This window comes from Lentzea sp. NPDC004782, assembly GCF_040609115.1.
Lineage (GTDB): Bacteria > Actinomycetota > Actinomycetes > Mycobacteriales > Pseudonocardiaceae > Lentzea.
On record NZ_JBEXJN010000028.1, the window covers coordinates 21016 to 44761 of the forward strand.

Genomic DNA, 23746 nt, shown 5'->3' on the forward strand with positions numbered 1-23746 from the left:
TCCGGAGACGTCATGGCCTACTACCGCCAGGTCGGGGAGATCCCCCGAAAGCGCCACACCCAGTTCCGCAAACCGGACGGTGGGCTCTACGCGGAAGAGCTGATGGGGGTCGAGGGGTTCTCGGCCGACTCGGCCCTGCTCTACCACCGGTACCTGCCGACCGCGATCGTGAACGCGGAGACGGTCAAGGACGAGCGCGGGACCGTCGCGCCGAACCTGCCGCTCAAGCCCAGGCACTTCAAGACTCAGGACCTGACCTGGGCTTCTGACGAGGTCGACGCGGTCACCGGTCGGCGGAAGCTGTTCGGGAACCCGGACGTGACCATCGGTTTTGTCGTCGCTTCCGTGCCTTCTCCGTTGTACCGCAACGCTTTCGGCGACGAGCTGCTGTACGTGCAGTCCGGTGCCGGGGTCATCGAGACGATCTACGGTGCGCTGTCCGTCGGTGACGGCGACTACGTGGTGATCCCGACCTCGTGCACCTACCGGGTGGTGCCGTCGTCGCCGATGTCGTTGCTCGTGCTGGAGGCGACCGGGCACATCGGGCCGCCTCGCCGGTACCTGTCGGCGAAGGGACAGTTCCTCGAGCACTCGCCGTACTGCGAGCGCGACATCCGCGGTCCCGTCGAGCCGTTGCTGGTCGACGGTGAGGACGTCGACGTGCTCGTGCGGCACCGTGCGGGGCTGACGCGCTTCACCTACGCCAACCACCCGTTCGACGTCGTCGGCTGGGACGGCTGCCTGTACCCGTGGGCGTTCAACATCCGCGACTTCGAACCGATCACCGGCCGCGTGCACCAGCCGCCGCCCGTGCACCAGACGTTCGAGGGCCCGAACTTCGTGGTCTGCTCGTTCTGCCCGCGCAAGGTCGACTACCACCCGCTCGCCGTGCCGGTGCCGTACAACCACGCGAACGTCGACTCGGACGAGCTGATGTTCTACGTCGGCGGCAACTACGAGGCCCGCAAGGGGTCCGGCATCGGCATCGGCTCGATGTCGTTGCACCCCTCGGGTTGCACGCACGGCCCGCAGCCCGGCGCGGTCGAGGCGTCGCTGGGTGTGGACTACTTCGACGAGACCGCGGTCATGGTCGACACGTTCCGGCCGCTGGAGCTGGGCGAGGCCGCGGAGGCCTGCGAGGACCCGTCCTACGCCTGGACGTGGGCCCGCCGCGGTCCGGCCTGATTTTTTGTCAGAGGTCCTCGCTACCGTTGGTTCCTGTGAGGACACGAGCCGTTCCGACGCGCTGGCAGGGCCTGGGCAAGGCCCTGCCGGTGCTGTGGGGCCTCTACACGGGCTCGGGTCCGGTGCCGTACCGCGTGTGCGTCGACCTGGCCGCCGGCTCCGCGAAGTGCACGTGCCCGTCCCGCAAGTTCCCCTGCAAGCACGCCGTGGGCCTGCAGGAGCTCGATCTCCCCGACGCCCCGCCGCCGGACTGGGTGCAGGAGTGGACCACCCGCCGCGCGGCCCGCGAGCTCGACACCTCACCGGAAGCCGTGGCCCGGCGGCAGCGGGCGCGCGAGAAGACCGCCGACCGCAGAGCGCTCGCCATGTCGTCGGGCATCGACGGCCTGCGCGACTGGCTGCGGGACGTGGCGTCCGCCGGCGTGGCGTCGCTGCCGGGCCGTCCCGCGTCCTGGTGGCAGGCCTTCACGGCCCGCATGATCGACGCCCAGGTCCCCGGCGTCGCCGCCGCGGTGACCGAGATCCAGGAGATCGTCGCCCGCTCCGGCCCCCGCTGGACCGCCGACGTGGCCGACCGCCTGGGCGGCCTGCACCTGCTGTGCGCCGTCCAACCGCGCACCCGCCTGGGCGTGACGATCCCCGAGGAGACCGTCCGGGCGTCTCCGGGCATCACCGACCGCTGGGTGGCGCTGCTCCGGCTGGAAACCGACGACGGCCGAGTCCGCACCGTCCGCCAGTGGTGCTGGGGCCGCCAGACCGGCCGCTGGGTCGTCGCCATCCGCCACTCGGCCGTGGGCGCCCCCGTCCCGCTCCTCCCGCACGGCCAGGAGTCCTCGGCCCTGGTCCACCCGTACCCCGGCTCCGACCGAGTGGCCCTGGGCGAGCTCTCCGGCTCCCGCACCCCGGACCCGGTCCCGGCCCCGCAGTCCTGGCGCGCCTCCCTGGCAACGCTGGAACCGATGCTGATGGCCGACCCGTGGCAACGCCTCTTCCCGCTCGGCTGCAGCGCCGTCCGCCTCCACGGGACCGCCCTGGCCGACCAGTCCGGCCACGGCCTCCCAGTCCGCGACGACAGCGGCCTCGACCTGGCCCTCGCCCTGACCGGCGGCGCCCCGTTCGACGCGTGGGGCCTCTGGGACGGCCACGCCCTCCGCCTGGGCGCAATAGCGCTCGACGGCACCCTGGAGGTGGTCGCGTGACCACAACCCCTCCACGGCCCGCTCAGCGCCCAGCACACACCACCGCGACCCGGCCCGCGCCCGCCGTCTCGCCCGCCCAACCCCACCCGCCCGCCGCGGCCGCGCTCGCCCGCATCCCCGAAAGCTCGCACTCGGTCCCGCCTCCCGCAGGCTCCCGGCCCACCCTCCACCGGCTCACCGAGCCCCGCGGCATCCCCGAACAGGCCCCGGAGGCGGTGGCATGAAGGCCGACTGGTCCAAGACCGTCCAAAACCTCCTCATCGGCACCACGAGAGGCGGCGGCGACCCGACCGCCCTGCTCGCCGACTGCGCGGCTCTGGGGGTGGCCGCGTTCGGCGCCACCCTCCCCCAGGAGGTGACCGCGGAGCCGCTGCCCCCGGCCCCGCCCGAACCGGCGGCCTTTCCGCGCCCCGCTGCCAGGGCCGTGCTCGAAGCGATCATGAGCGTTGACGACGAGGTGCTCCTCACCGAGTGGTGTGCTCTCGCCAAGGCCAACCACGTCGTCGCCGAGCACCGCGTGCTCCCGGCCCTGCTGGCCCTGGGCACCGCCCGTCCCGGCCTGCGCGCCGCCGTGGTCGAGGTGCTCGGCACGCGCGGCCGCTGGCTCGCCACCACCCGCGCCGGTTGGTCCTGGGCTTCGGGGGCCGCGCCGCTGGTGGACGAGGTTCCGCTGGCCGAGGTGCTCGACCTGCCCAGCGCGCAACGGGTTCGAGCCCTCCGCCGCAGGCGCAGGACCGATCCCGTTGCGACCAGAGCCTTCATCGCCGCCGAGTTCGAGGCTTCCCGGCGCTCCGCCGACCGGCAGGTTCTGATCAGCGCGCTCGAAACGGCACTGGGCCCCGCCGACGAGGACATCCTCGAAGCCGCCCTCGACGACCGGGCGTCGGCCGTCCACGACGAGGCGCTTCGCCTTCTGCGCAAGCTCCCGGCCTCGGCCCTGGCGGCGCGTGCGGCCGAACGGCTCGGTCAGGGCCTTTGGCTCACCGACGACGGTTTCGACGTCCAGTCGGACGAGCTCTGGACCGCCCAGCCCACCGCGGAAGAGGAGCGCGACCTCATGCGCGACGGGTCCGAGAAGGGCGTGGCCGGCCGGATCCGGGGCGCGGCGGCCAGTGTTGCGCCCGAGTACTGGACGACCCGCCTGCAGACCGACGACCGGGGCGCGGCCCGCGTTCTCCGTCGCGGGCCTTGGGCGGGTGCTCTGCTGCGCGGCATCGCCGACCAGTTGGCCGCCGCCGCCGATCCCCGGCCGTGGGCGGTGGCCGCGGCCGAGACCCTCACCGGCATGGAACAGCTGGAGATGCTCGCCGCCCTGCCCGCCTCCGTGGCGGAGCAGGCGGTCGTGGCCGTGTCGGTGAACTGGCACTACGACCTGCTCGACCACGCCTGCGCCCAGCTGCCGGCGCCGTGGTCGCCGGAGACCACCCGCGCGCTGCTGCACCGGTATGCCGCGCTGCCGGATCCGCGGTGGCGTGCGGGGCGACCGCCGGCCGTGCTGCTGGCCAGGGGTGACGCGGACCTGCTCGGCGCCAACTGGGAGGGGCTCACTCGCCGGTGGCCGGAGAACTCGCTGGAGCTGGAGGTGCTCCGGCTCCGCATCCGCCTGCGCGAGTCGTTCGCCCCAGCCGACGGCGACCTCCCGTGACCGGGCACACTTCGAACCAAGGCAACGCAATCGCAGGAGGCCCAGTGACCGCCGTGCTCAGGCCGACGGCCGAACAGCAGTACGCCGCCGAGCTGGCAGCCGTCGCGGCCCAGGACGACCGTCAGCGGCCGCCCAACTGGAACCTGTCCCCGCAGGCCGTCGTCACGTACGTCCTCGGTGGCACGTTGCCCGACGGCACCGTCATCACGCCGAAGTACGTGGGCGCCAGGAGGCTCGTCGAAGTCGCGGTGGGCACGCTCGTCACGGACCGCGCGTTGCTGCTCGTCGGTGTGCCCGGTACGGCCAAGTCGTGGCTGTCGGAGCACCTCGCCGCGGCGATCAGCGGTGACTCCACGCTCGTCGTGCAGGGCACGGCGGGCACGAGCGAGGACCAGGTCCGCTACGGCTGGAACTACGCCCGTCTCATCGCCGAAGGGCCGAGCGAGAAGGCGCTCGTGCCGAGCCCGGTGCTCAAGGCGATGCAACAGGGCGCGGTGGTCAGGGTCGAGGAGCTGACCCGCATGCCGTCCGAGGTCCAGGACTCGTTCATCACGATCCTGAGCGAGAAGTCGCTGCCGGTTCCGGAGCTCAACACGCAGGTCCAGGCGGTTCCCGGCTTCACGGTCATCGCCACGGCCAACGACCGCGACCGCGGCGTCAACCAGATGTCGAGCGCGCTCGCCCGGCGCTTCAACACCGTCGTGCTGCCGCCGCCCGCGACCGAGGACGCCGAGGTCGAGATCGTCGTGACGCGCGCCCAGCAGCTCGGCAGGGCGTTGCAGCTGCCTGCCGAGCCGCCCGCGCTCGACGAGGTGCGGCGGGTCGTGCGGATCTTCCGCGAGCTGCGCAACGGTTCCACTGTGGACGGTCGCACGCAGCTGAAGAAGCCCAGCGGCAGCCTGTCCACGGCGGAGGCGATCTCGGTCATCGCCAACGGCATGGCGCTCGCCGGCCACTTCGGCGACGGCACGCTGGGTGCCGACGAGCTGGCCAGCGGGCTCATCGGGTCGATCATCAAGGACCGCGTGTCGGACGCGACGGTGTGGCAGGAGTACCTGGAGACGGTGCTGAAGGAGCGCGCCGAGTGGCGTGACCTCTACCGGGCCTGCCTGGACGTGAGCGGTGCCTAGAAATGGACACTGATCCGGTCCTGCTGGGCATCCGGCACCACGGCCCCGGCTCGGCCCGGATGGTCCGCAGGGCGCTCGAACAGATCCGGCCCGCGCTCATCCTGATCGAAGGGCCGCCCGAGGCCGACGCGCTCCTCGACCACGTCCACGCCCTCACCCCGCCCGTGGCGATCCTGCTGCACGACGAGGCGGAGCCGGAGAACGCCGCCTTCTGGCCGTTCGCCGAGTTCTCCCCGGAGTGGCAGGCCCTCCGCCACGCGAGCGAAAACGGCGTCCCGGCGCGGTTCTTCGACCTCCCGGCGGCGGCCTCGATCGGTGACGACGGCCCGAGCGGCAACGTCGACCCCATCGGGCTGCTGGCCGAGGCCGCGGGCTTCGACGACCCGGAACGCTGGTGGGAGGACGTCGTCGAGCACAGCGCGAGCGACCCGATCGACCTGGCCGGCGCCATCGCCGAGGCCATGGTCGCCGTGCGCAGCGAGTTCGAAGACGAAGTCGGCGAGCGCACGCTTAGGCGAGAAGCGTTCATGCGCCAGACGATCCGGAAGGCGCGCAAGGAAACCGACGGTCCGATCGCCGTGGTCTGCGGTGCCTGGCACGTCCCCGCGCTCCTCGCCAGGCCCACCGTCGCGGCCGACACCGCGCTTCTCAAAGGCCTGCGCCGCCGCAAGATCTCCGGCACCTGGGTGCCGTGGAGCCACGGCCAGCTGGCTGCGGAGTCGGGCTACGGAGCGGGCGTCGACTCGCCCGGCTGGTACGCGCATCTCTGGCAGCACCAGGACGACGTGGTCCCGCGCTGGTTCGCCAAAGCCGCCGCCGTGCTGCGCGAAGAAGACCTCCCGGCCTCCACGGCGAGCGCGGTGGAAGCCGTCCGCCTGGCCGAAACCCTTGCGGCACTGAGGGAACGTCCGTCAGCCGGCCTGAGCGAGGTGAACGAGGCGGCGCTGGCCGTCCTCTGCGGCGGCGACGAGGTCCCGCTGCAGCTGGTGCACCGCAAGCTGGTCGTGGGCGAACGTCTCGGCGAGGTGGGCGAAGCGGTTCCGCGTTCGCCGCTGGCCGCGGATCTCCAACGGCTGCAACGGAAGCTCCGCCTCCCCGCGGACGTCCAGCCCAAGCAGCTCAGGCTGGACCTCCGCAAGGACACCGACCGCGAACGCTCGAAACTCCTGCAGCGGCTGGAAGTCCTGGGCGTGCCCTGGGGCAGGCCGGACCGCTCCAACTCGCTCGGTACCTTCGCCGAGGTCTGGCAGCTCCGCTGGGACCCGGTCTTCGCGGTGTCGGTGGCGGTGGCGGCCCGTCACGGCACCACCGTCCACACGGCAGCCGGGAACGTCCTCACGCAGGCAGCGCAGGACGCGACCAGGGTGGCCACGGCCGCGGCCACCCTGAGCAAGGCGGTCGGCTGCGAACTCCCGAAAGCCGTCATCGAGTCCCGCAACGCCCTGGACCGTTGCGCCGCCATGGCCACCGACGCGCTGGAACTCCTCGCGGCCCTCCCGGATCTGGCCAGAACGGTCCGCTACGGCTCGGTCCGCGGCACCGACCCGGAGCTGCTGCGCGTGGCGTTGCACGGTCTGCTGACGCGAGGCTCGGTGGGCCTCCCGCTCGCCTGCCGCAACGTCGACGACGAAACGGCCGAGAACGCACTCGCGATCCTCGACGGCGCCCACGAGGCCACCCGCCTGGCCGCCGACGAGGACCACCAGAAGACCTGGTGGCGAGCCCTGCACGCGCTGGTCAAGGCGGAGGCGCACGGCCTCCCGACCGGCAGGGCCACCCGCCTGCTCTGGGAAGCGGGCGAGCTGACCAGCGACGACGTGGCCGCCAGACTGCACCGAAGTGTCGCCACGGCCTTCGTCGCCGGCTTCCTGCGAGGCTCGGCCACCCTGCTCGCCGCCGACCCGAGGTTGTTCGGTCTCATCGACGAGTGGCTGACGGGCCTGCGCGGCGAGGCGTTCGACGACGCCCTGCCTCTGCTGCGCCGCGCCATCACCGACTTCACGCCCGCCGAGCGGCGCCTGCTCGGCGAACGCGTCGTCGCGGGCGAGACCCCTCAGCCCGCCTCCGACGACGAGTGGGACTCTCGGATCGCGCAACGTCTCGCCGCCCACGTCCGGAGCCTGCTGGCGTGAGTTTGGCGATCGGCGAATCCGCCGATCCCACAGCCGTGACCGCACCGGACGAACAGCGCCTCGACGACTCCCAGGAGCTCATCGACGAGGCCAAGAAGATCGCCCACGACCTCCGCGAGCAGGTCCCGGACACCGCACCGGAACCCCCGGAGGAGGGCTCACCCGCGAACTAGTGGCGAGCCACACCACTAGAGCGACCAGGGCGGCGTGACCTCGGTCCCGTCGGCCAGCGTCCCGATGATCCCGACCGAGGTCGCCACCAGCACCCGAGCCGGCCCGCCGGTCAGCGACAGCTCGGTGTTCGGCTGCACCACGATCGCGTCACCGGGCCCTGCGGTGTGCCCCTGGATCGTCACCGATCCGGACAGCACGTAGAACACCTCCTCCTTCGAGACGGTGTGCGTCTTCCCGTCACCGCCTTCCGGCACGTCAACGGTCCACAACGCGATCTCGGTGCTGCCGCGTGACGGCACGGCCATCGGCCTGAACTCGAACCCGCCGAACTCGTACGGCTCGACGGAATCCCCCGTAACCAGCAAGACAACCTCCCAAGTAGTCAATCAGGTTGTCTAACCATAGAATATGGTCAACCTGGTTGTCCAGTGAGAGGTGCAGATGGAACCGGTGCCGATGTTGCTGGTGATGGCCTACCGCGCCATGGGGGACCAGTTCCACGATCGCCTCAGGCAGATCGGCCTGGAACCGCTGCGGCCCGCACACGGCTACGTCTTCCGGTTCCTCAAGGCGAAGCGCGCCACGACCGTCGACATCGGACAGCACCTCGGCGTCACCAAGCAGGCTGCCGCGAAGATCGTCAACGAGCTCGACGAGTGGGGCTACGTCCTGCGCGAACCGCACCCCACCGACAAGCGGGCGCAGTACGTCACGCTGACGACGAAGGGCCGCGACTACCTGAAGTTCGCGGACAACCTGTGGTCGGACCTGGAGGGTGAGATGGCCGACGCGATCGGCAAGCCGACCGTCGACGCCATCAAGACCGGCCTCACCGCCTACCTGCAGCACGTGCACGGCGACGACCAGCCGGGAATTCGCCCGGTCTGGTGAATGTGATGACTGAACTGTCCCCAATTTGGTGTCGGTGACTCGTGTCAGACTGGCGGTGGCCAACAGGGGAGGCGTGGTGACCGCGCAACCGGAACGGCCGCATCTGTTCACCATTCAGGAATACGTGCAGCTCGGTGAGACTGAAGAGCGCACTGAGCTGGTGGAAGGCCGTCTGATCGTGGCCCCTCGCCCCAAGCGCAGGCACAACCGCGTCTCCTACCTGCTGGCGGCCCAACTGGAGAACCAGCTGCCCAGCGGACTGGAGACTGTGCAGGACGTCGACGTGGACCTGGAGCTGGCTCCTGCCGGCAAGCCGGGGTTCTCCCGCTGCCCGGACTTGCTCGTGGCCACCGAAGCGGCGGGTGAGCGCGTTGATGCCGATCGTCTCCGCCGGCTCTCGTTACACGGACAACGTGACCAAACGGGCCGAGTATGCGAAAGCCGGCATTCCGCATTACTGGATCGTTGACACCACGCCACCTGTTTCGATGATCGTCTGCCATCAAGCAGGGCCGTTCGGGTACCAGGATCCGGGTGACGTCACCGGCAGGTGCCGGATCACCGAGCCGTTCGAGGCAGTCATCGATCTTGAGCAGCTCAACGAGCTCGCCTAGAAGACCTGGGTCAGCGCGATCACGCCGAACGCCGCGAAGATCACCCCGGCCACTCGCTGAATCCAGTGCGTCGGCAACCGTCCGGCGAGCTTCCGCCCCACCAGCACGGCCAGCCCGGCCACCGCCACCAGCGCCAGCCAGGCACCGAGCCCGACGGCCAACGGCGCCTCGTACCGGGCCGTGATCCCCGCCGTCGCGAGCTGCGACGCATCACCCCACTCCGCGGCGAACAGGACGCCGAACGACGTCAGAGCCGCCCGCCAGAACGGCACGTCGGCGCGCACGCCGGCCTCGTCGGCGGAGTCGGAGTCACGTGAGAACCCCTCGCGGAGCAGCATGAACGCGCCCACGCCGAACAGCAGGGCGACCACTCCGGCGACCAGGCGGTCCGGCAGCAGGGTGATGGCCGAGCCGAACGCCGCGCCGACCACCGTCTGCACGGCGAAAGCGGCCGCGACGCCGACGAACACCGGCCAGGCGCGGTAGCGCGTGGTCAGGACCAGGGTCGCGACCATGGTCTTGTCGGGGAGCTCGACGAGGAACACCACCGCGAAGGCGGTGACGAAGGCGAGCAATGAGGTGGCCAAGAAGTCCTCCACGTCCGAGTACGAGCCCGGACGGAGGCGCAACAGACCCCGACCAGGCGTGTTGCAGCCTGGCCGGAGGTCTCGTTCGCCCGCAAAACGGGTGTGGGACCGGATCTGCTCGAAGGCGGATCAGTATGTCGATCACCACGCCACCGGCTGACGACTCCGGTGGGAACTACTCCCCTCTGGCGCATCCATCCTAACCGACGCTTGTCACCCGACCGGGGTGACTTCGCGCACGGGACCTTGGTCCCGAGCCTGGACGGGACCGTCGTACCTGATAGCCGCCGTGATCCACACATACGCTCGTTGACGTGGACGTACTCGAACTCGCGCGGTGGCAGTTCGGCATCACCACCGTCTATCACTTCCTGATGGTGCCGCTGACGATCGGCCTGTCGCTGCTCGTGGCAGCGATGCAGACCGCGTGGGTGCGCACGGGCAACGAACGCTATTACAAGATGACGAAGTTCTGGGGGAAGCTCCTCCTGATCAACTTCGCCATGGGTGTCGTCACGGGCATCGTGCAGGAGTTCCAGTTCGGCATGGCCTGGAGCGCCTACTCGAGGTTCGTGGGTGACGTGTTCGGTGCCCCCCTCGCGATGGAGGGGCTCGTCGCCTTCTTCGTCGAGTCGACGTTCCTGGGGCTGTGGATCTTCGGCTGGGACAAGCTGCCCAAGAAGGTCCACCTCGCCTGCGCCTGGGCGTTCAGCCTCGCCACGATGATCAGCGCGTACTTCATCCTCGCCGCCAACTCGTGGATGCAGCACCCGGTCGGCATCGTCCTGCACGACGGCCGCCCGCGCCTGACCTCGATCTGGGCCGTGTTGACGAACAACACCGTGCTCGCCGCCTTCCCGCACACCATCGCGGGCGCGTTCGCGGTCGCCGCCACGTTCCTCGTGGGCATCGGCGCCTGGCACCTGTGGAAGAAGTCCGACGAGACAGGGGTCTGGCGCAGCTCGCTCAAACTCGGCACGTGGGTCGGCGTGGTGGCCTTCGCGGTGCTCACGATCAGCGGTGACGTGCAGGGCAAGCTGATGTTCCAGCAGCAGCCGATGAAGATGGCCGCCGCGGAAGCGTTGTGCCACACCGAACAGCCCGCGAGCTTCTCGATCTTCGCGATCGGTGACGTCACCAGGCCCGACTGCGAGAACGTCAAGAGCATCACGGTGCCCGCGCTGCTGTCGTTCCTCGCCAACAACGACTTCAGCAGCGAGGTCAAGGGCGTCCAGGACCTCGTCCCGCTCTACCAGCAGAAGTACGGCACGAACTACCCGGTCGACGAGCGGCTGGGTGAGCTCAGCGGCAAACCGATCGACTACGTGCCCGCACTTCCCGTGACGTACTGGGGATTCCGCCTGATGATCGGCTTCGGCGCGATCTCGGCCGCGCTGGGCCTCGTGATGCTGTGGCTCACCCGTGGCGGTCGGGTGCCGCAGGGCAGGTGGTTCCCGATCACCGCGCTCGCCGGCATCGCGACTCCGTTCCTCGCCAACAGCTTCGGCTGGATCTTCACCGAGATGGGACGGCAACCGTTCGTCGTGGCGCCCAACCCGTCCGGTGTGGACGGTGTCTGGATGTTCACCGCGCAGGCGGTCTCGAACAGCGCACCGGGCGAGATCCTCACCTCGCTGATCGCGCTGACCCTGACCTACGGGGCGCTCGCGTGCGTCGAGGTCTACCTGATCCGCAAGTACGTCCGCGGTGGTGTCGCCGGGGTCATCCCCGCGAAAACCGACGACGGCGCGCTGGCGTTCGCGTACTAGGGGAGAAGCTGTGGAAACGCTCTGGTTCTGCGTGATCGCCCTGCTGTGGCTGGGCTACCTGTTCCTCGAAGGATTCGACTTCGGCGTCGGCATGCTGCTGCCGTTCCTCGGCCGCGACAACACCGAGCGCCGGGTGCTGATCAACACCATCGGTCCCGTGTGGGACGGCAACGAGGTGTGGCTCCTCGTCGCGGGCGGTGCCACGTTCGCGGCGTTCCCGGGCTGGTATGCGGCGCTCTTCAGCGCCGCGTACCTCCCGCTCACCCTGTTCCTCCTCGCGCTGATCGGACGCGGTGTCGCGTTCGAGTACCGCGGCAAGGTCGACTCGGAGCGGTGGCGCAAGGTCTGGGACGCGGTGATCTTCGTCGGGTCCTGGGTGGCCGCGCTGGGTGTCGGACTCGTCATCGCCACGACCGTCACGGGTCTGCCGATCGACGCCGCCGGTGACCGGGTGGGCTCGCCGTTCGCGGCGATCCGGCTGGAGACGGTGCTCGGCGGGCTCGCGATCGCCGGCTACGCGCTGGTCCACGGCGCCATCTTCGTGGCGCTCAAGACCGAGGGCGAGATCCGCGAACGTGCGCGTCGGATGGCGTTGACGATGGCACCGGTCGCACTGCTGCCGCTGGTGGCGCTGCTGCTCTACGTCGCGGGGCTGTGGGCGCTTCCGGTGCTGCTGTTCGCGGGGCTCGCCCTGTGGCGGCTCTGGGCAGGCCGCGAAGGACAGTCGTTCGCGTTCATGGGGCTCGCGGTCGCGGCGACCGTCACGGTGCTGTTCGCCTCGCTGTACCCGAACGTGCTGCCGTCCACTTTGGACCCGGCGTACTCGCTCACCGTCGCGGGTTCGGCGTCGAGCCCGTACACGCTGACCGTCATGACGTGGGTGGCGGCGTTCGGCACGCCAGCCGTGCTGATCTACCAGGGCTGGACCTACTGGGTGTTCCGCAAGCGCATCGGCGTGCGGCACATCCCGGCGCACTGAGATGGCACGAGGCCCGCTGGGCGCACTGCCCCAGCTCTCGAAGAACGCCAGGCGCGCCCTCGCAGGGGTGGGCGCCCTGGCGTTCCTCAACGCACTGGCGCTCGTCGCCCAGGCCGTCGCACTGGCGTCGGTGATCACGACCCGCGAGGGCCTGCCACTCCTCGCGGTGGCGGTCGTGGCGCGCGCAGGTCTGTCGTGGGCCACGGAAAGCGCTGCCGCCCGTGCCGCCGCCGGGGCGAAGGAGGAGCTGCGGACCAAGCTGCTCGCCAGGTCGTTCGAACGCGGTCCCGGCTGGATCGCCGACCGCGGCACGGCCGAGCTGTCGGTGCTCGCGACCAAGGGTCTCGACGCGCTCGACGCCTACTTCACCCGCTACCTGCCCGCGCTGGTCACCGCCGTGGTCGTGCCGCCGCTGGTGGGCGCGTGGATCCTCTTCACCGACTGGCCGTCGGCGGTGCTGATCGCGATCACCGTGCCGCTGATCCCGGTCTTCGCCGCGCTGATCGGCTGGTACACCGAGAAGCGCGTGCAGAAGGCCGCCGACGTGACCGAGCTCCTCTCGGCTCAGCTCCTCGAACTTCTCCGCGCGCTCCCGGTTCTCACGGTCTTCGGCCGCGCCAAGCAGCAGGCCGCGGCGGTCCGTCAGATCGGCGAGCAGCACCGCAAGGCCACGATGGGCACGCTCAAGATCGCCTTCCTGAGCGCCCTCGTCCTGGAAATCGCCGCCAGCCTCTCGGTGGCCCTGATCGCGGTGGGCATCGGCATCCGCCTGGTCAACGGCGACCTGACCCTCATGACCGCCTTGGTCGTCCTCATCCTCGCCCCGGAGTGCTACCTCCCGCTCCGCGCAGCGGGCGCCGCCCACCACGCCAGCGAAGACGGCCTAGAAGCCGTCCGCCGAGTAGCCGCCGTCGTTGACGGACCGCACGCGGGGCCCCCGCGTGCGCCAGGAGTGCACGAAAGCTCCCCGCGTGCGCTCAGCGGGAGGGTGTTTGTCGACAATTTGCGGGTGTTGCGGCGTGGTGGGTTCGCGCCGGACGGGGTCAGCTTCGATGTGCGGCCCGGCGAGATCCACCGGTTGGAAGGCGCGAGCGGGGCGGGCAAGTCGACGACGTTCCAGGTGTTGCTCGGGTTTGTGGAACCGACGGACGGCATAGCGTTCGTCGCCGGGGACATCGCGTACGTGCCGCAGAAGTCGGCGTTCGCCGCGGCCACCCCGCGGGCTGAACTGGAGCTGACGGTTCCCGGAGCGGAGGACATCGAGGAAGTTGCGCGTGAGGTCGTGGCCACGCATCTGCTCGACCGGCAGATCACCGACCTCTCGACCGGTGAACGCCAACGCGTCGCAATCGCGCGCGCCCTGCTGAGGGTTCGTCACGGCGCCACGGTTCTGCTGCTCGACGAACCGACCGCGCACCTCGACCCGGTGACAAGTCGCGAAGTCGACAAAGCGATCAAGAAAGCCAGCGCCACGGCCGCCGTCGTCCTCGCCTCGCACCGAGACAAGGCGTCGGACGAGGAGGAGACGTTCTCCAGGGTCGTCACCGAGGAGACGCAGCCCGAACGCCCGAAGCGCCTGCCGATCCCGTGGAAGGGTGCCGGGTTGGGCGTGCTGGCGACGGTCGCGGGCATCGCGCTGACCGCGCTCGCCGCCCACCTGATCGCCCGCGCCGCCGAGATGCCGCCGATCCTGACGCTGTCGGTGCTGGTCGTGGGCGTGCGGACGTTCGCGCTGAGCAAGGGTGTGCTCCGCTACGTCGAGCGCTTGGTCACGCACCACGAGGCGTTCCGGCTCGCGACCGATCTGCGTGCCGAGCTGTGGTTGCGACTCGTTCGCACACAACGCCGTGATGGCTTGCAACGGCTCGTGGAGGACACGGACACCGTTCGCGATCTTGTGCCGCGCGTGCTCGTGCCGCCCGTCGTGGCGATCGGTGCGGGCGTCGCGACGACGATCCTGTTCGCGTTCATCGATCCGATGGCAGCTGTGACGCTGGGCGGTCTGCTGCTCGCGGCCGGTCTGGCCGCCCCGGCCGTCGCCGTCTGGACCGAGCGCCGAGCCAGCACGAAGCTCGCCCGCGGCCGCCGCAAGGTCGCCGCCGACACGATCAACGCGCTCGCCGCGGCACCGGACCTCATCGCGCACGACGCCCACCACCGCGTCCTCGCGCAGCTCCACCGCGAAGACGTCGAGCTGGCGGCACAGACCCGCAAGCAAGCGTTTGGCACGGGCGCGGCCACGGCGATCGTCCTGCTCGCGACCGGTGTCGCTGCCCTCGTCTGCGCCACGACCGGCAACCCGGTGCTCGGCCTGGTCCCGCTCGCCCTCGCCGAACCGCTGGCCGCCCTGCCGCTCGCCGCCCAGCAGCGCAAAGCCCTCCAGGAGGCGAGCGCGCGGCTCCAGTTCGACGCTCCGGAACGCCAGGAGCCGCGCAGGGGCAAGCGGATCAGGCTGGAGAACGTCGACGTCCGCTGGCCCGGCGCGACCGAGCCGACGTTGCGCGACCTCCGCCTCAACATCGAGCCGGGCACGCACGTCGCGATCGTCGGGCCGTCGGGCAGCGGCAAGTCGACGCTGTTCGCGCTGCTCCTGGGCTTCCTGCCGCCGGAACGCGGGATCGTGGAGCTGCCCGACGCGACCTGGTGCCCGCAGGAACCGATGCTGGTCAGCACGACCGTGCGGGAGAACCTGCGGATGTCGGGCCCGCACGACGACGAGCAGCTGCGAAAGGCGCTGGAGCAGGCGTGCCTGCCGGAGTGGACCGACCGGCTCGACACGGTGATCCGGCCTGACCAGGTGTCGGGTGGCGAGGCGCAAAGGCTTGCGCTGGCACGGGCGTTGCTGCACGACGCCGATGTGGTGCTGCTCGACGAGCCCACGGCCCACCTGGACGAACCAACCGCGCGGAAGCTCCTCGACCAGCTCAGGCAGGACCGCAGGACGATCTTGCACATCACCCACCGCCCCGACGAGGCGGCGAGGGCGGACCTCGTGCTGGACCTCGGCGCGCCCGCATACCGTTGAGGACCATGGACCCCTCCCTGGCGCGGCGCGTGCTCGTCGCGTCCACCGAGATCACGTCGGCGGCGCTGGAAGACCCGGAGAACGTGTTGCGGCTCGTGGTGGAGGCGGCCGCGGAGATCGCGGACGCCGACCTCGGGCTCGCCATGCTCGCCACCGGCGACGACGACGGCACGCTCACGGTCGAGGCGTCCAGCGGCGAACCGGTCGTGGCGACGCTGAGCCCGCGCAGTGCCGCCGCGAAGGCCGCGCGCACCGGGGTTCCGGTGATGGCCGACGACGTCACGAGCGACCCGCGCACGGCCCCGTACGTGCCGCAGGCGCTGCGGAGCTACGGGCCGTTCGCGGTGGCGCCGTTCGGCACCTCGGACCGCAAGATCGGCGCTCTGGCCGTTTATCGCCGTAGAGACAAATCGCCGTTCACGCAGGAGACCGTGGACGTGCTGACGGCCTTCGCGGCCCAGGCAGGCCTCGCCGTCGTGCTCGCCGAGGGCTTCACGGCACGGCAGCGCGTCGCGGTCTACGAGGAGCGCGAACGGATCGCCCGCGACCTGCACGACGTGATCATCCAGCGGCTCTACGGCGCCGGCGTGCAGCTCAGCCTGCTGGAACGGCGCCTGGGCAAGAAGCTCGACGCCTCGCAGCGCGCCCGCATCGACGAGGCCGTCGAGCTGGTCGACGACACGATCGCCGAGGTCCGCGCGACCGTCCGCAAGCTGCGCAACACCGACCCGGCCGACTCGGCCGACCTGCTCGACTCGATCAACGCCGAGGTCCGCACGGCCGGCGAGCTGCTCGGATTCTCGCCGCGCCTGCACGTGGCGGGTGATCTGGCGAACGTGCCGCGCCGTCACGCCGACGACGCGCGGGCGGCGTTGCGGGAGGCGTTGTCGAACGTCGTGCGGCACTCAGGAGCAACGCACGTGCAGATCGACGTACGGCGTGATGAGAAGCATCTGCTGCTGCGGGTCGCCGACAACGGGTGCGGCATCCCGTCCGGCGTGACTCAGCGCGGATTGCGGCATCTCGCCGAGCGGGCGAAGTCCGCGAGTGGCGATTTCCGCGTGGTGAGTTCACCGAACGGTACGACGCTCACCTGGTCCGTCCCCGTTTAGCCACCCAGGCGGCGGCTTGCGTGCGCCGTTCCATGCCGAGTTTGGCGAGCACGGACGTCACGTAGTTCTTCACGGTCTTCTCCGCGAGGAAGAGCCGTTCACCGATTTGGCGGTTTGTCAGGCCCTCGCCGATCAGCTCCAGCACGCGCTGTTCCTGATCGGTGAGGCCGACCGGGGCGGGATTGCGCATCCGTTCGAGCACGCGCGCCGTCGTCGCGGGGTCCAGAAGGGACCGTCCAGCCGCGACTTCCCGCACGGCCGTGACCACGTCCTGGCCCCGGACCTGCTTGAGCAGATAGCCGGACGCACCGGCCATGATGGCCCCCACCAGTGCCTCCTCGTCGTCGAACGCGGTCAGCACGAGGCAGCGGATGCCGAGATCGCGCAGCGACCGGCAGAGGTCGACGCCGCTGCCGTCGGGCAGCTGAACGTCCACGACGGCCACATCGGGCGGGGTGTTCTGCGCCCGTGTCACCGCCTCGTTCACCGATCCGGCTTCGGCTATGACCGAGATGTCCGACTCGTCGTCCAACATCTCGCGCAGCCCTCTGCGCACCACTTCGTGATCGTCAACCAACAAAACGCGCACTGGCACGAATCCACCGTACGTCGAATGGCTGTTCCTGAGTACGCCTCGGATTGGCACAGTTCTTGTCATGGCAGAAGGCTCGGTACGACCGGTCGAGGAAGCAGATCGCATAGTTGTCGCCCGATTGGTACTCGAGCTATGGGGAGCACACACAGCCGTCGCGCACGGCGAGGTGTTCTTCCCGGCGAGTCTGCCGGGCTTCCTCGTGGAGAAGCAGGGCCACGTGCTCGGCCTGCTGACCTACGCGGTGGCGAACCACCAGCTGGAGATCGTGACGATCGACGCGCTGCGGCGGGGCCGCGGCGTCGGCACCGCGCTGGTCGACGCCGCGGTTCGCCAGGCGCGCACACTCGGGTGCACTCGGGTGCGGCTGACGACCACGAACGACAACCTCGACGCGTTGCGGTTCTACCAGCGGCGCGGCTTCAAGCTGGTGGCGTTGCGGCCGGACGCGGTGCGCGAGGCGCGCAAGCTCAAGCCGGAGATCCCTGCGGTTGGGGATTACGGCATCCCCATCACAGACGAGTTTGACCTGGAACGATGGGTCGCACCACGCCAGTAGTCCACAGGTGTCCACACCCTTGTCCACAGGGTTGTGCACAAGTCAGACGTGCAGCGGGTTGAACGCCTCGTCCCACGCGGCCGCGACCTGATGCGCGCACGTGGACGGCGCGACGCCTCCCACCCCGGTGCCGAGTCCCGGCATCGCGATGGTGCGGACGGCGTCGCGCACCGGCGTACCGTCGTCGAGGCGACCTTCGAGCCAGAGCCTGAGGACCGCCCTCGCCGCCAGGTACGGGTGCACGGTGTCGACCGGCAGCCGCTCACCGGGCCGCCGCACGGTCGGCGCGCTGATGAGCCACGCCGGTTCGGTCTCGCCGGTCGCCACGATCTGCGCGTCGCCCACCGGCAGCTCACCGCCGTGCAGTGCGAGGACCGCGCTGCGGACGTTGTTCTCGACCTGGGGGAACGCCGTGGCGTAGATGGCGTCGATGCCGCCGCGCATCCAGCCCTGCGAGTTGGCCGGGCTGACGACGGCCTGCGCGGGGATGTCCAGCACGGACCCGCGATGCACCCGCACTCCGGTGCGTCCGTCGGCGACGGCGCGCCAAGCGTTCGCCATCGGTTCGTCGACCGCGCACAACACGAGTTCAGGCGCTAGAGCGGGCACGCCCCAAGCATTCCAGTTCGAACGGTCCTGGCGGAACCCAGGTTTGGCCGCTGACACAGGCGTGATTCGCGCCTCTACTGTGTGCGGGTGCCTCGCATTGCGTACTTCGGACCACAGGGGACCTTCACCGAGCAGGCCGCGCTCCGGTTCGGCTCCGATCTCGTCCCCTTCGAAACGATCCCGCTCGCCGTCGCCGCCGTGCGCAAGGGCGAGACCGACTTCGCGTGCGTGCCCATCGAGAACTCCGTCGAGGGCGCCGTGCCCGCGACGCTCGACGTGCTGATCCGCGACGAGCCGGTGGTCGCCGTCGCCGAGACGGTGCTGGACGTCCGGTTCAGCGTGCTGGTCCGTCCGGGCACGACCGAGATCAGGACCGTCGCCTCGCACCCGCACGCGCTGGCCCAGGTGCGCGACTGGATCGCCGCCGAGCTGCCCGGCGTCACGTCGATCGCCACCTCGTCCACCGCCGCCGCTGCCGCCGCCGTGGCGCGCGGCGAGTTCGACGCCGCCGTGACCGCTCCGGTGGCCGTGAACCACTACGAGCTGGACGAGTACGCCACCGACGTCCTGGACGTGGCCGACGCGCGCACCCGCTTCCTGCTGCTGCGCCGTCCTGGCGCGCTGCCGGAGCCGACCGGCGCGGACCGCACCAGCGTCGTCGTGACCACCCCGAACCGTGTGGGCGTGCTGTCCGAACTGCTCACCGAGCTCGCGTTGCGTGGCATCAATCTCACCGGCCTCGAATCGCGCCCCCAGAAGGGCAAACTGGGCACGTACCGCTTCTACATCGACGTCGAGGGGCACATCGCAGAGCCGAGGATCGGTGACGCGCTGGCCGCGCTGCACCGACACTCGCGCGAGATCCGGTTCCTCGGGTCCTTCCCGAAGGCCGATCACGAGCCCGTCGAGGCTCACAACGACGAGTTCGCCGCAGCAGCCGCTTGGGTCGATGCTGTCAGAAAGGGCGAGCGCGGGTGAGGTTGCTGCTGGTCAGGCACGGTGAAACGGCGTCGAACATCGACCGCAAGCTGGACACGGCCATGCCGGGTCCCCCGCTCACCGAGCTCGGCCACAAGCAGGCCCGCGAACTGGCCGACACCCTCGCCGACGAGAACCTGGTGGCCGTCTACGCCAGCATCGGCCTGCGCGCCCAGCAGACCGCCCTGCCCACCGCCGAACGCTTCGGCCTGCCTGTGCAGATCCTCCACGGCGTCCACGAGATCCAGGTGGGGGCGCTCGAAGGCCGCAACGACCCCGAGGCCTACCAGACCTACCTGGACACCGTGATCAAGTGGGCAGAGGGTGAGCTGGAGGTGCCGTTTCCCGGTGGCGGTGAGACCGGTCGGCAGGTGCTGGACCGCTTCCTCGGCGCCATCGACTCGATCCGGCAGGACGGCACGGTCATGGTCGTGACGCACGGCGGCGCGGGGCGGATGGGCGCGCTGGCGCTGGCGTCGAACGTGCCGGTGGAGCTGGCCGAGAACCTGCTGCCGAACACCGGTGTCGTGGTGCTGGAGAGCGAGGGCGAGGGCTGGGCGTGCCGGTCGTGGGCGGGCGTCGAGATCTAACCCCAGCCCAGCTCGTGCAGCCGCGCGTCGTCCACCCCGAAGTGGTGGGCGATCTCGTGCACCACGGTGATGGTCACCTCCTCCACGACGTCCTCCTCGGAGTCGCAGATGTCGAGGATCGCCTCGCGGTAGATGAAGATGTGGTCGGGCAGCGCGCCGCCGTAGTCGCTGTTGCGCTCGGTCAGCGCGATGCCCTGGTACAGCCCGAGCAGTGACGGTTCGTCCGGGTTTCGGTCCTCGACGAGCACCACCACGTTGTTCATCGCGTGCGTGAACTCGGGCGGGACCAGGTCCAGCGCCTCCTCGACCAGCTCGTCGAAGCGAGCCCGCGTCATCTCGACGGTCATCGGTTCTCGGTGGTCGTGGTGGGTGCGCTCGACGACGAGGGCTTGTCGGGCTTGCCGGACTCCGAGGGCTTGCCGGACTCCGACGGGGGCTTGCCCGACTCGGAGTGCAGCGGGGCGCCGGTGGGCTCGTCCTGCGGCTTGACCGCGGTGGTCTGCGGCGGGTTCGCGGTGGTCAGCGGGGCGCCGTTGGGGTTGCGGACGCTGCCGTTCCACGCCACCAGGTTGTTGCCCTGGGGGACGGCGCCGATCTTGCAGTTGGCCTTGCGGGAGCCGACGGCCCAGCTCTTCTCGGAGCGGGTGTCCCAGGTGACGAGCAGGCCCTTGGCCTTGAGGTCGGCGCCGCCGGTGTAGTCGTTGGCGATCGCGGCGCACTTCTCGGACATCGCGGCGTCCTGCTTCTCCACCGGCATGAACTCGCCCTCGGGGTGCTGGACGACGCCGATGATCTCGAACGCGTGCGGCTGGGCGCAGTCGACCGGGTCGCTGACCGTGTTGTTCTCGCCGAGCGCGAGGCAGACGCCGGGGTCGTAGACGTTCGACTGGTCCTGGGTCTTGGCGCTGCCGAACGACGGCAGGGCCGCTCCGGACGGTGCGGTGACCTGCAGGCCGCAGCGGATCTGGCGGTAGCCGTCGGACCAGCGGTGCTCGTCCGGGTTCAGCGTGCTGACGCCGTACTTGCCCTCCGGGTCGAGCTTGCCGGACATGTAGCTGTTGCCGGTCTGCGCGCACTGCTCCTCCGCGATCTTCTCCCAGGCCTGCGCGTTCGGGAACGGCGCTTCCCTGGGGTACTTCGCGGTGATGTCGGCGGTGCCGGTGACCTCGAACCGGTGCGCGGCGGAGCAGTCGACCTTCTGCGCGTCGGAGAGATCCTTCTTCTCCCAGTTCAGGCACTCGCCGGCGACCGCCTGGTAGGCGGCGTTGACCAGTTCGCGCTTGGACCCGAGCGGGCCTCCTGCCAGCACGGACGTGAACGCTGACAACATCAACAGCACGAACGCGCCCAGGAATGCCCCGAGCATCACAAGCCGCGTGTCGCGGATGTGACCAGCTCGACTCAACCAACGGGCGTTCGCAGACATCTCATCCATGATGCCCGTGCTGTGTGAGACGGCTGTGCGCCGGGTTGGGTGGAGTGTTGCTATTAGGACACTCGTCACTCGATCGACCGTGTTTCAGCTGCTTCGCTCGGTACCTTGCCCGCGGGAGTGGTGATGACTGACAACAACCTGCCAGAACCTGGCCAGCCGACGCCCCAGTCAGGGCAACCGCCGGAGCCGCCCGGTGCACAGCCGCCGCCGTACCAGCCGGCGCCGCAGCCGGCCCCGCAGCCGGGCCCGCCCGTCAAGGGCAGCATCCGGCAGCAGCAGGCCGGTGTGACGCAGCCGCGCCCGCCGTCGGTGGCCGAGCAGCGCGCCCGTGCCGCCGCGGTGAAGGCGCAGGAGGAGCGGTTCGCCGCCGAGTCCGCCGCGTTCGAGAAGAAGCGCAAGACGCGCAAGCGCCTGCTCATCGGTGGCGGTGTCACCGTGGGCATCGTGGCGCTGGTCGCGATCTGGTACGCGGCCGCCAGCCCGTCGAACGTCACGGCGCAGTGCACCGACCAGAACAACGTGATCGTCGACGACGACTACTGCTCCGACACCTACTACCGCAGCCACGGCGGGTACAGCAGCGGCGGCTTCATCTACATCGGCGGCAGCTCGTACCGCTACAACTACGGCGGCTCCGGTGTGGTCGGGCAGAAGGTCACCGGCGGCAGCTACACGATTCCCAAGGGTGCCAACGTCAGCACGAAGTCCGGCACGTCGATCCAGCGCGGCGGCTTCGGCATCAGCAGCGGCTCGTCCAGCAGCGGAGGCTGACCCAGTTGCGTCGTGAAACCTCCCAACCGCGACCGAACTGGCAGCGCACGGTCTCGGACCAGGGCCTGGTCTTCGGCCTGCCCGCCAAGTACGCGAACGGCACCGACCGGCCCTACTGGGACGAGTCCGTGCACTACGTGTTCGAGATGAGCGAGATCCTCTCGCTCGAAGCCGACGTCGAGCTCCTCCACTCCATGTGTCTCGACGCGGTCGACAACGTCGTGCTCACCGAGCGCTACCGGGACTTCGGCATCCCCGAGTGGGTGTGGCCGCACATCGCCGAGTCGTGGCGGCGCCGCGACCCGCACGTCTACGGCCGCTTCGACCTGCGCTACGACGGTTCCGGACCGGCGAAGCTGCTCGAGTACAACGCGGACACGCCCACGTCGCTGCTGGAGGCCGCGTACATCCAGTGGTACTGGAAGACCGACGCCTTCCCGGACGACGACCAGTGGAACTCGCTGCACGAGCGCCTGGTCGAGCGCTGGACCGAGATCGGTGCCAAGCTGCCGTCCGGTGAGCTGCACTTCAGCTGGTCGAGCGCCGACCCGTCCGGCGAGGACCACCTCACCGCCGCGTGCCTGCAGGAGACGGCCGCCGAGGCCGGCCTGAACACCGTGGGCATCGCGATGGAGGACATCGGCTGGGACAGCCTGCTCAACCGGTTCGTCGACCTCGAGGAGGCCCCGATGAACACGGTGTTCAAGCTCTACCCGTGGGAGTGGGTGGTCGAGGAGCAGTTCGGCCGCCACGCCGTCGAGTCGCTGCCCGGCACCCTGTGGATCGAGCCGCTGTGGAAGATGCTGCTCTCCAACAAGGCGCTGCTCGCGATCCTGTGGGAGATGTACCCCGGCCACCCGAACCTGCTCCCGGCCTACCTGAACAACCCCGGCATGCTCACCGAGTACGTGCGCAAGCCGCTGCTCGGCCGCGAGGGGTCGAACATCCAGATCGTCGCCCCCGGCTACGAGACGCAGACCGGTGGTGTGTACGGCAAAGAAGGTTTCGTGTACCAGCTGTTCGACCCGCTTCCGGAGTTCGACGGCTACCGCCCCGCGTTGGGCGCCTGGGTCGTCGGCGACACGTCGGCAGGCCTCGGCATCCGGGAAACGGTCGGTCTCGTGACCGACGATGGCGCGGCGTTCGTGCCGCATCGAATTGTTGAGTAAGTCTCCGAAAGGGAACAGCACATGACGACCACGCTGCTGGCGTTGGATCCCGGTTTCGGCGCGACCCTCGGCCGGAACATCGGCGCGATCGCGCTGTACGCCGTCGTGGGTCTCGTCCTCATGGTGTTCGGCTTCTACGCGATCGACTGGACGACGCCGGGCAAGCTGTCGGCCCTCGTCCGCAACGGTTGCCCGAACGCCGTCATCGTGACCGCCTCCGGTCTGCTGTCGATGGCCTTCATCGTGGTCGTCGCGATCACCAGCTCGGTCGGCAAGCTCGACGAGGGCCTGCTGTCCGCGCTGATCTACGGCCTGGTCGGCATCATCGTGCAGGTCGCCGCGGTGCGCCTGCTCGAGTTCGTGACGCGGCTGGACATCGGCTCCATCATCGAGTCGGACCGGTTCGCGCCCGCCTCGGTCGTCGTCGCGACGGCGCACGTCGCGCTGGGTCTCGTGGTCGCCGTCGCCATCAGCTAGTTCGTCCGCAACGCTTTTCCGCATCCTGAAAGTAACGCGGGGGCCCCGCGTTCCCACTGGGTAACGCGGGGCCCCCGCGTTCCGGATATCCGGATGAGAGGTGCAGCGGGCGGGGACTACCCTT

The 23746-nt window shown here is 70.0% G+C and carries 25 protein-coding genes and 1 pseudogene; 20 read left to right on the forward strand and 6 right to left on the reverse strand.

Annotated elements, in window-relative coordinates; all coding sequences use genetic code 11:
* Positions 1-12: 12 nt before the first annotated feature.
* The 7 genes from ABZV40_RS25410 to ABZV40_RS25440 are packed head-to-tail and all read left to right on the forward strand — an operon-like array spanning position 13 to position 7464.
* Positions 13-1185 (forward strand): homogentisate 1,2-dioxygenase, encoded by a 1173-nt coding sequence (locus ABZV40_RS25410; protein ID WP_355446246.1) that lies wholly within the window; start codon positions 13-15, stop codon positions 1183-1185.
* Between the two features lie 35 nt (positions 1186-1220).
* Positions 1221-2384: an SWIM zinc finger family protein gene (locus ABZV40_RS25415; RefSeq protein WP_355446249.1), complete on the forward strand. Its 1164-nt coding sequence runs from the start codon at positions 1221-1223 to the stop codon at positions 2382-2384.
* Positions 2381-2608, forward strand: a complete 228-nt coding sequence (locus tag ABZV40_RS25420; RefSeq protein WP_355446252.1) for a hypothetical protein — start codon at positions 2381-2383, stop codon at positions 2606-2608. The genes ABZV40_RS25415 and ABZV40_RS25420 overlap by 4 nt, the downstream gene beginning before the upstream one ends.
* The gene (locus tag ABZV40_RS25425; protein WP_355446254.1) at positions 2605-4029 is read left to right on the forward strand and encodes a DUF5691 domain-containing protein; all 1425 of its coding nucleotides are present in this window, start codon (positions 2605-2607) and stop codon (positions 4027-4029) included. The genes ABZV40_RS25420 and ABZV40_RS25425 overlap by 4 nt, the downstream gene beginning before the upstream one ends.
* 44 nt (positions 4030-4073) lie before the next feature.
* Positions 4074-5159, forward strand: a complete 1086-nt coding sequence (locus ABZV40_RS25430; protein ID WP_355446257.1) for an AAA family ATPase — start codon at positions 4074-4076, stop codon at positions 5157-5159.
* A 2-nt stretch (positions 5160-5161) separates the two neighbouring features.
* Complete coding sequence (locus tag ABZV40_RS25435; protein WP_355446260.1) at positions 5162-7291, forward strand: DUF5682 family protein; 2130 nt, start codon at positions 5162-5164, stop codon at positions 7289-7291.
* On the forward strand, positions 7288-7464 hold the full coding sequence (locus tag ABZV40_RS25440) for a hypothetical protein (RefSeq protein WP_355446262.1): 177 nt from the start codon (positions 7288-7290) through the stop codon (positions 7462-7464). The genes ABZV40_RS25435 and ABZV40_RS25440 overlap by 4 nt, the downstream gene beginning before the upstream one ends.
* A gap of 15 nt (positions 7465-7479) precedes the next feature.
* Here the strand turns inward: ABZV40_RS25440 and ABZV40_RS25445 are convergent, their stop codons facing one another.
* Entirely contained in the window at positions 7480-7830 is a 351-nt protein-coding gene (locus ABZV40_RS25445; protein WP_355446265.1) for a cupin domain-containing protein, read from the reverse strand.
* Between the two features lie 76 nt (positions 7831-7906).
* Between ABZV40_RS25445 and ABZV40_RS25450 the strand changes: the two genes are divergently transcribed.
* The 3 genes and pseudogenes from ABZV40_RS25450 (at position 7907) to ABZV40_RS25460 (ending at position 8970) form a co-directional block, all read left to right on the forward strand.
* Positions 7907-8356 (forward strand): MarR family winged helix-turn-helix transcriptional regulator, encoded by a 450-nt coding sequence (locus ABZV40_RS25450; protein ID WP_355446267.1) that lies wholly within the window; start codon positions 7907-7909, stop codon positions 8354-8356.
* Positions 8357-8516: 160 nt separating this feature from the next.
* Positions 8517-8769 (forward strand): annotated as a pseudogene (locus ABZV40_RS25455) (Uma2 family endonuclease); the annotation flags it as partial.
* Positions 8770-8844: 75 nt separating this feature from the next.
* On the forward strand, positions 8845-8970 hold the full coding sequence (locus ABZV40_RS25460) for a hypothetical protein (RefSeq protein ID WP_355446565.1): 126 nt from the start codon (positions 8845-8847) through the stop codon (positions 8968-8970).
* On the opposite strand, the gene ABZV40_RS25465 is transcribed toward ABZV40_RS25460, so the two are convergent.
* Complete coding sequence (locus tag ABZV40_RS25465; protein ID WP_355446270.1) at positions 8967-9557, reverse strand: TMEM165/GDT1 family protein; 591 nt, start codon at positions 9555-9557, stop codon at positions 8967-8969. The genes ABZV40_RS25460 and ABZV40_RS25465 overlap by 4 nt on opposite strands.
* 314 nt (positions 9558-9871) lie before the next feature.
* Between ABZV40_RS25465 and ABZV40_RS25470 the strand changes: the two genes are divergently transcribed.
* Genes ABZV40_RS25470 through ABZV40_RS25485 form a run of 4 tightly spaced genes read left to right on the forward strand, consistent with a single transcriptional unit; the run spans position 9872 to position 16442 of the window.
* The gene (locus ABZV40_RS25470; protein WP_355446273.1) at positions 9872-11326 is read left to right on the forward strand and encodes a cytochrome ubiquinol oxidase subunit I; all 1455 of its coding nucleotides are present in this window, start codon (positions 9872-9874) and stop codon (positions 11324-11326) included.
* Positions 11327-11336: 10 nt separating this feature from the next.
* Positions 11337-12305 carry a cytochrome d ubiquinol oxidase subunit II gene (gene cydB, locus ABZV40_RS25475; protein WP_355446276.1) on the forward strand — a complete coding sequence of 323 codons (969 nt, stop codon included), beginning with the start codon at positions 11337-11339 and terminating at the stop codon, positions 12303-12305.
* 1 nt (position 12306) lies between these two features.
* Positions 12307-15330, forward strand: a complete 3024-nt coding sequence (gene cydD / locus ABZV40_RS25480) for a thiol reductant ABC exporter subunit CydD (protein WP_355446279.1) — start codon at positions 12307-12309, stop codon at positions 15328-15330.
* Positions 15331-15335: 5 nt separating this feature from the next.
* Positions 15336-16442 carry a GAF domain-containing sensor histidine kinase gene (locus ABZV40_RS25485; RefSeq protein ID WP_355446282.1) on the forward strand — a complete coding sequence of 369 codons (1107 nt, stop codon included), beginning with the start codon at positions 15336-15338 and terminating at the stop codon, positions 16440-16442.
* On the opposite strand, the gene ABZV40_RS25490 is transcribed toward ABZV40_RS25485, so the two are convergent.
* Positions 16420-17037, reverse strand: coding sequence for a response regulator transcription factor (locus ABZV40_RS25490; protein ID WP_355446285.1), 618 nt, complete (start codon positions 17035-17037; stop codon positions 16420-16422). The two genes, ABZV40_RS25485 and ABZV40_RS25490, sit on opposite strands and share 23 nt — an antisense overlap.
* Positions 17038-17098: 61 nt before the next feature.
* On the opposite strand from ABZV40_RS25490, the gene ABZV40_RS25495 reads away from it, so the two are divergent.
* Complete coding sequence (locus ABZV40_RS25495) at positions 17099-17593, forward strand: GNAT family N-acetyltransferase (protein ID WP_355446288.1); 495 nt, start codon at positions 17099-17101, stop codon at positions 17591-17593.
* A gap of 42 nt (positions 17594-17635) precedes the next feature.
* On the opposite strand, the gene ABZV40_RS25500 is transcribed toward ABZV40_RS25495, so the two are convergent.
* Positions 17636-18154, reverse strand: a complete 519-nt coding sequence (locus ABZV40_RS25500) for a macro domain-containing protein (RefSeq protein WP_355446557.1) — start codon at positions 18152-18154, stop codon at positions 17636-17638.
* A 135-nt stretch (positions 18155-18289) separates the two neighbouring features.
* Here ABZV40_RS25500 and pheA point away from each other — a divergent pair, with 135 nt between their 5' ends.
* Together pheA and ABZV40_RS25510 are read left to right on the forward strand one after the other, a co-directional pair.
* Positions 18290-19180 (forward strand): prephenate dehydratase, encoded by an 891-nt coding sequence (gene pheA / locus ABZV40_RS25505; RefSeq protein WP_355446291.1) that lies wholly within the window; start codon positions 18290-18292, stop codon positions 19178-19180.
* On the forward strand, positions 19177-19770 hold the full coding sequence (locus tag ABZV40_RS25510; RefSeq protein ID WP_355446294.1) for a histidine phosphatase family protein: 594 nt from the start codon (positions 19177-19179) through the stop codon (positions 19768-19770). Before pheA ends, ABZV40_RS25510 begins: the two co-directional genes overlap by 4 nt.
* Here the strand turns inward: ABZV40_RS25510 and ABZV40_RS25515 are convergent.
* A complete protein-coding gene (locus tag ABZV40_RS25515; RefSeq protein ID WP_355446297.1) occupies positions 19767-20117 on the reverse strand; it encodes a metallopeptidase family protein in 351 nt (116 codons plus the stop codon). The two genes, ABZV40_RS25510 and ABZV40_RS25515, sit on opposite strands and share 4 nt — an antisense overlap.
* Complete coding sequence (locus ABZV40_RS25520; protein WP_355446300.1) at positions 20114-21136, reverse strand: septum formation family protein; 1023 nt, start codon at positions 21134-21136, stop codon at positions 20114-20116. Before ABZV40_RS25520 ends, ABZV40_RS25515 begins: the two co-directional genes overlap by 4 nt.
* 192 nt (positions 21137-21328) lie before the next feature.
* Here ABZV40_RS25520 and ABZV40_RS25525 point away from each other — a divergent pair, with 192 nt between their 5' ends.
* From ABZV40_RS25525 to ABZV40_RS25535, 3 genes are read left to right on the forward strand one after another with little or no spacing between them, the layout of a single operon-like run.
* Entirely contained in the window at positions 21329-21976 is a 648-nt protein-coding gene (locus ABZV40_RS25525) for a hypothetical protein (RefSeq protein WP_355446303.1), read from the forward strand.
* Positions 21977-21981: 5 nt separating this feature from the next.
* Complete coding sequence (locus ABZV40_RS25530; protein WP_355446306.1) at positions 21982-23145, forward strand: glutathionylspermidine synthase family protein; 1164 nt, start codon at positions 21982-21984, stop codon at positions 23143-23145.
* Between the two features lie 21 nt (positions 23146-23166).
* Positions 23167-23622, forward strand: coding sequence for a DUF350 domain-containing protein (locus ABZV40_RS25535; protein WP_355446309.1), 456 nt, complete (start codon positions 23167-23169; stop codon positions 23620-23622).
* Positions 23623-23746 lie beyond the last annotated feature (124 nt).

What these genes read in the sequence shown, in the direction of transcription:
- ABZV40_RS25500 (WP_355446557.1), bottom strand. Translation starts at nt 18,154, where the DNA reads ATGGCGAACGCTTGGCGCGCCGTCGCCGACGGACGCACCGGAGTGCGG.
- ABZV40_RS25485 (WP_355446282.1), top strand. Translation starts at nt 15,336, where the DNA reads ATGGACCCCTCCCTGGCGCGGCGCGTGCTCGTCGCGTCCACCGAGATC.
- ABZV40_RS25460 (WP_355446565.1), top strand. Translation starts at nt 8,845, where the DNA reads ATGATCGTCTGCCATCAAGCAGGGCCGTTCGGGTACCAGGATCCGGGT.
- ABZV40_RS25525 (WP_355446303.1), top strand. Translation starts at nt 21,329, where the DNA reads ATGACTGACAACAACCTGCCAGAACCTGGCCAGCCGACGCCCCAGTCA.
- ABZV40_RS25410 (WP_355446246.1), top strand. Translation starts at nt 13, where the DNA reads ATGGCCTACTACCGCCAGGTCGGGGAGATCCCCCGAAAGCGCCACACC.
- ABZV40_RS25425 (WP_355446254.1), top strand. Translation starts at nt 2,605, where the DNA reads ATGAAGGCCGACTGGTCCAAGACCGTCCAAAACCTCCTCATCGGCACC.
- ABZV40_RS25535 (WP_355446309.1), top strand. Translation starts at nt 23,167, where the DNA reads ATGACGACCACGCTGCTGGCGTTGGATCCCGGTTTCGGCGCGACCCTC.
- ABZV40_RS25495 (WP_355446288.1), top strand. Translation starts at nt 17,099, where the DNA reads ATGGCAGAAGGCTCGGTACGACCGGTCGAGGAAGCAGATCGCATAGTT.
- ABZV40_RS25450 (WP_355446267.1), top strand. Translation starts at nt 7,907, where the DNA reads ATGGAACCGGTGCCGATGTTGCTGGTGATGGCCTACCGCGCCATGGGG.
- cydD (WP_355446279.1), top strand. Translation starts at nt 12,307, where the DNA reads ATGGCACGAGGCCCGCTGGGCGCACTGCCCCAGCTCTCGAAGAACGCC.
- ABZV40_RS25520 (WP_355446300.1), bottom strand. Translation starts at nt 21,136, where the DNA reads ATGCTCGGGGCATTCCTGGGCGCGTTCGTGCTGTTGATGTTGTCAGCG.
- ABZV40_RS25515 (WP_355446297.1), bottom strand. Translation starts at nt 20,117, where the DNA reads ATGACCGTCGAGATGACGCGGGCTCGCTTCGACGAGCTGGTCGAGGAG.
- ABZV40_RS25435 (WP_355446260.1), top strand. Translation starts at nt 5,162, where the DNA reads ATGGACACTGATCCGGTCCTGCTGGGCATCCGGCACCACGGCCCCGGC.